The organism is Bacillus sp. 220_BSPC (assembly GCF_001054655.1).
Lineage (GTDB): Bacteria > Bacillota > Bacilli > Bacillales > DSM-1321 > Peribacillus > Peribacillus frigoritolerans.
The window spans coordinates 1-5,124 of record NZ_JVPL01000311.1 but is presented as its reverse complement, the minus strand read 5'-3'; the positions used below and the strand labels follow the sequence as shown (position 1 = coordinate 5,124).

4 protein-coding genes are annotated in these 5,124 nt (G+C 40.6%); 1 reads left to right on the top strand and 3 read right to left on the bottom strand.

Features of this window, described 5'->3' with window-relative positions:
* Positions 1-215 precede the first annotated feature (215 nt).
* Entirely contained in the window at positions 216-1,226 is a 1,011-nt protein-coding gene (gene asnA, locus ADA55_RS26240) for an aspartate--ammonia ligase (RefSeq protein ID WP_048689405.1), read from the bottom strand.
* Positions 1,227-1,443: 217 nt separating this feature from the next.
* Between asnA and ADA55_RS26235 the strand changes: the two genes are divergently transcribed.
* Positions 1,444-2,070: a LysE family transporter gene (locus ADA55_RS26235; protein WP_048689402.1), complete on the top strand. Its 627-nt coding sequence runs from the start codon at positions 1,444-1,446 to the stop codon at positions 2,068-2,070.
* A gap of 594 nt (positions 2,071-2,664) precedes the next feature.
* On the opposite strand, the gene ADA55_RS26230 is transcribed toward ADA55_RS26235, so the two are convergent.
* Positions 2,665-2,973 (bottom strand): hypothetical protein, encoded by a 309-nt coding sequence (locus ADA55_RS26230; protein ID WP_048689400.1) that lies wholly within the window; start codon positions 2,971-2,973, stop codon positions 2,665-2,667.
* A 17-nt stretch (positions 2,974-2,990) separates the two neighbouring features.
* Positions 2,991-4,898, bottom strand: coding sequence for a threonine--tRNA ligase (thrS, locus tag ADA55_RS26225; protein WP_375792919.1), 1,908 nt, complete (start codon positions 4,896-4,898; stop codon positions 2,991-2,993).
* Positions 4,899-5,124: the final 226 nt, after the last annotated feature.

Here is a 5,124-nt window from a genome sequence, read left to right as displayed (position 1 = left end):
AAAGGGGTTCAGAATTTTTTAATTCCGAACCCCTTTTGTCTACAAACTGACCATTCTGTTTAAGAATGGTCTATCTTTTTTTGCTTGTACAAATTTGGACGTTGATTGGAACGTTGCACACCCGCTCCAATCAACTATGTTTAAAAATTTGAATAGAACTCCTTTTGCCTACAGTCTAACCATTCTGTTTAAAAATGGGTTTCCCGCTTTCGTCTTTATAAAAGAATAATATTCCTTTTTTCACATTCCTCTATTATTTGGTCATTCCATACCGAAACTTGAACCTCGCCAATATGTGCTTTCTTCAACAAAAACATGCATAATCTGGATTGCCCTATTCCCCCGCCTATTGAATACGGAAGCTTTCCTTCCAATACGGCCTTATGATAATTGAGTACCTTACGATTTTCGTTTTTGGATAATCTTAATTGTTTTAACAATGACTTTTCATCTACTCGAATGCCCATTGAAGAAACCTCAAAAGCACATTCCAAGAGTGGGTTCCATAAAACGATATCTCCATTTAGATCCCAATCATCATAATCCGGTGAACGTCCATCATGCTTTTCTCCCGAATGTAACGCTCCGCCAATTTTCATAATGAAAATTGCACCATATTTCTTCGCTGTCACGTTCTCTCTTTCCTTCGGAGTAAGATCCGGGTATAAATCCTCCAACTCCTGGGTCGTAATGAAGTGAATGTCCTCAGGTAACACAGGCGTAAGCAGATGATGGAATTCAAACATATAACGTTCGGTCGATTTAATGGCACTATATATTTTTTTCACTTCGGATATTAATGTATCCATGTTACGTTGTTCTTTCGTTATGACTTTCTCCCAGTCCCATTGATCCACAAATAACGAGTGTAAATTATCCAGTTTTTCATCACGTCTTATTGCATTCATATTTGTGTAAATGCCTTCATCACAAGCCAAACCATACCTTGAAAGAGTGATTCTTTTCCACTTTGCCAAAGATTGAACCACTTCTATATGTTTATTCTTAATATCCAGAGCATCAAAGGTAAGAATCCGCTCCACACCATTTAAATTGTCATTGATACCATTACCTTCATGTAAAACGAAAGGGGCTGATACTTTAATAAGGTTTAACGCATTTGAAAGTCCTTCTTCAAAATGATCCTTCATTTCATTTATTGCAATATCAGTATGCATGATATCAAGAATTGTTTTATATTTATTCGGCATTGATAATTCAGGCATAATTCTCCTCCAATTCCGCTTTGAATAGCGCATGCACTAAAATAGGCGTTTTCCATTTGACTAAATTACATTATGAAGGAGTTTTCTGTGTTGTTACAAAAATACCAGGTCAGACAAGGCGGACTAAACTTAAAAAATAGGACTAAAAAGGTGGTACAAGTCCAAATGTTTGAATACATTCAAATAAGCGAAGATGTATAAACGATGAGGTGATGAATTGGGTGTTTTTTTCAGCTTTGTATTATTAGGTTTATCACTGGCGGCTCCTATCGGTCCCATAAACGCTGCTCAATTGGACAAAGGAATCAAGAAGGGTTTTTGGCATGCCTGGGTATTTGGCTGGGGTGCCATTTTAGCGGATTTTGTTTTTATAGCCCTCGTCTTTTTCGGTGTCGTCCACTTTTTGGACAACTCCTTCATGAAGACATTTTTATGGCTTTTTGGATTTTTCGTCCTGACCTATACCGGAATCGAAAGTCTGCTAAGTGCAGGCAAGATTGAAGTGAATGCACGAAAAGCGAAAGATTCCCTTTTTTCTTCATTCCTGACAGGATTCATCATGTCCCTTTCGAATCCCTTATCCATATTGTTTTGGCTGGGGATTTACGGATCCATTCTCGCAAACTCCGCTTCCAAATATGATATGGATGATTTACTTTTGTACAGCTCAGGAATCCTTATCGGCCTCTTAACCTGGGATTTCATAATGGCCATCATCGCCAGCACCTTCAGACGCTTTTTATCCAAACCCATTCTAATGGGCATCTCGATCATTTCGGGGATATCCCTTATAGGGATCGGCCTATACTTTGCCATCCAGGCAGCCAAGGTTTTATTTACATAAGAAGTCGAGCATTAACTCGTGAATTTGAATAAATTTTCATATAAAATAAGTCGCCTATTTTATTATCCTTCTTTGTCCATGTCGGACACTTAACCCTCATTGTTCATAGCCTGTAAGGGTAAACACAAAGGGAGGATTTCTTGAATGTATAATTACGGCTATTACCCTTATAAAGTTCCATATTATACTGCTCCATATTATTACGATAATTCTTTTGCTAATTTGCCTTATTATGATGACAGGCTGCCAGTACAAACACTGGTTCCAGTAGCCACTATTTAGAGCCATTTAAACGCAGGCCGGCAAGGTCATTGCTTCAGAGGTTTTTGGGGTAACACCCAGCACACCTTTATTTTAATGGGGATAAATAATACTAACTGGAATGGTACAGATACTCGAAGATGGCATACCAAATGAGGTACATCATACAGATATAGTTGGATTACAATACCTAGGATTAACCTGCCCTGCCGATGGCAGCGGACAGGGTGCGGTCAAGGCGGTGGACAAGGCGGCCCGGGGGGTAACTGTTTTCAGCAGTTCATTCCGGGTGTTGGCTGGGTATGGATTTGTAGATAAAAAGAAACAGCCGATTTATTCGGCTGTCATTTTTTTATTCCATTTACTCGTGAGTTTCAGGCTTTTACTCGTGAGTTTCTCGCTTTTACTCGTGAATTGCGCTTTACTCGTGAGTTTCTCGCTTTTACTCGTGAATTGCTCGCTTTTACTCGTGAATTGCTCTTTACTCGTGAGTTCCGGCCTTTTACTCGTGAGTTTCTCGCTTTTACTCGTGAATTCCGGCCTTTTACTCGTGATTTTCTCGCTTTTACTCGTGAATTGCTCTTTACTCGTGAGTTTCTCGCTTTTACTCGTGAATTCCGGCCTTTTACTAGTGAGTTCCAATTTAAGCTGCTTTCTTGTTAGATGCTGCGTTCTTTTATTTGCTGGACCATTTTCTTGATGAATGTTTCTATCTCGACATTTTCAACTTCTTGTTCCCCGTATTTCCGGACATTTACTTCATTTTCTTTTTCTTCTTTATCTCCGAGGACCAGCATATATGGGATTTTCCCCATCTGTGCTTCCCTGACTTTATACCCCAGCTTTTCATTCCGATCATCGATTTTCACTCTTATGCCTTGATTCTTCAGTGCTTTTTGAACCTGAAAACAATAATCCAGATGAACTTGTGAGACAGGGATGATCTGTACTTGCACCGGGGCGAGCCATACTGGGAAAGCACCGCCAAAATGTTCTATGAGGATTCCAAAAAATCGATCGATCGATCCAAAGATGGCACGATGAATGACGACCGGACGGACTTTTTCATTATTTTCATCGATGTAAGTCAGATCAAATTTGTCGGGCATTTGAAAATCAAGTTGGATTGTTGCACATTGGTGGCTTCGTTTTAATGCATCTTTAATATGAAAATCAATTTTCGGTCCATAAAATGCCCCGTCCCCTTCATTTACTTGATATTGTATCCCGATGCTTTCCAGAACATTTTTCAGGGCTGTTTCAGAAGCTTCCCAAAGGGATTCATCGCCCATTGAATCCTCCGGACGAGTCGAGAGCTCCACGGAATACTCGAATCCAAAAGTGCGATACACCTTATCGATCAGATGAAACACTTGTTTAATTTCACTTTCGATTTGATCCTGCCGTACATAGATGTGGGCATCATCCTGACAAAATGTACGGACACGCAGCATCCCGTTCAATGCACCGCTATATTCATGCCGGTGGACTTGACCGAATTCGGCCATCCGGATGGGTAAATCCCTGTAAGAATAAAGACTGTTTTTAAATATAAGCATATGACCCGGACAGTTCATTGGCTTCATCGCGAATTTTGTTTGATCCACCTCAGTGAAGTACATATTCTCGTGATAATGATCCCAGTGGCCCGATTGTTCCCATAACCGCTGGTTCATCATGAAAGGAGTCCGAACTTCGTCGTAATCAGCTTCAGTCTGAAGCTCCCGCGAGAAATTCTCCAATTCATTTCTAACGATTTGTCCTTTCGGTAAATAAAATGGCATTCCAGGGGCTTCCTCCGAAAACATGAATAACTCCAACTGCTTCCCTAATTTACGGTGATCGCGTTTGACCGCTTCTTCCACGAATTTAAAATGATCCTGTAAATCCTTGTTCTTTCGAAAAGCCACGCCATACACCCTTTGGAGAACTTCATTTTGATTGTCTCCCCGCCAATAGGCACCAGATACACGAGTCAATCTGAATGATCTTACAAATGATGTGGATGGAAGGTGCGGCCCTCTGCAAAGATCGATGAATTCCCCCTGTTGATAGAGCGTTAATTTTTCACCATTGGGGATGTTCTTGGCTATATCCAACTTGAATGACTCCCCTCTGCCCTCGAATAACTTCACAGCTTCTTCATATGACACTTCGATCCTTTTAATCTCCAGATTTTCACTTATGATATGTTCCATCTCTTTTTCAATGGCTTGCAGATCTTCTGAGCTCAAAGGATGGTCTAACTTAAAGTCATAGTAAAAACCGTCTTCCATGACTGGTCCCATCCCTAATTCCACATTTTTGTATAATCTTTTTACAGCCTGTGCCAAAACATGCGCCACTGTATGCCGTAATACTTGTAATCCTTCATCCGAATCGAGAGTCAAGATCGACAGTTCGCCATCCTTATTAAGCTTGTGACTTAGATCAACCAGTTGCTTATCCAGTTTTCCAACTACTGCCTTTTTCCTTAAACTTGAGCTGATTGAGCTTGCCACACTTTCCACTGTGATCCCTTGCGGATACTCCTTTTGCCGCCCATCCGGGAATTGTACTTTAATCATTTTTTCACCCATCACATAAACACCCCTTTTTAATAATAAAAAAACGCACACATCCCTATGCAAGGGACGAGTGCGTTTACCCGTGGTTCCACCCAATTTCCCATAAGCAAAAAACACTCATGGCTCTGGAGCTTGTAACGCAGCTTAGACGATATCAGTTACTTTTTGTTCACCGATATAGCTCAAAGGCGGTAAATCAGTTTCCTAAGCCAGGAAGTTCGCAGCT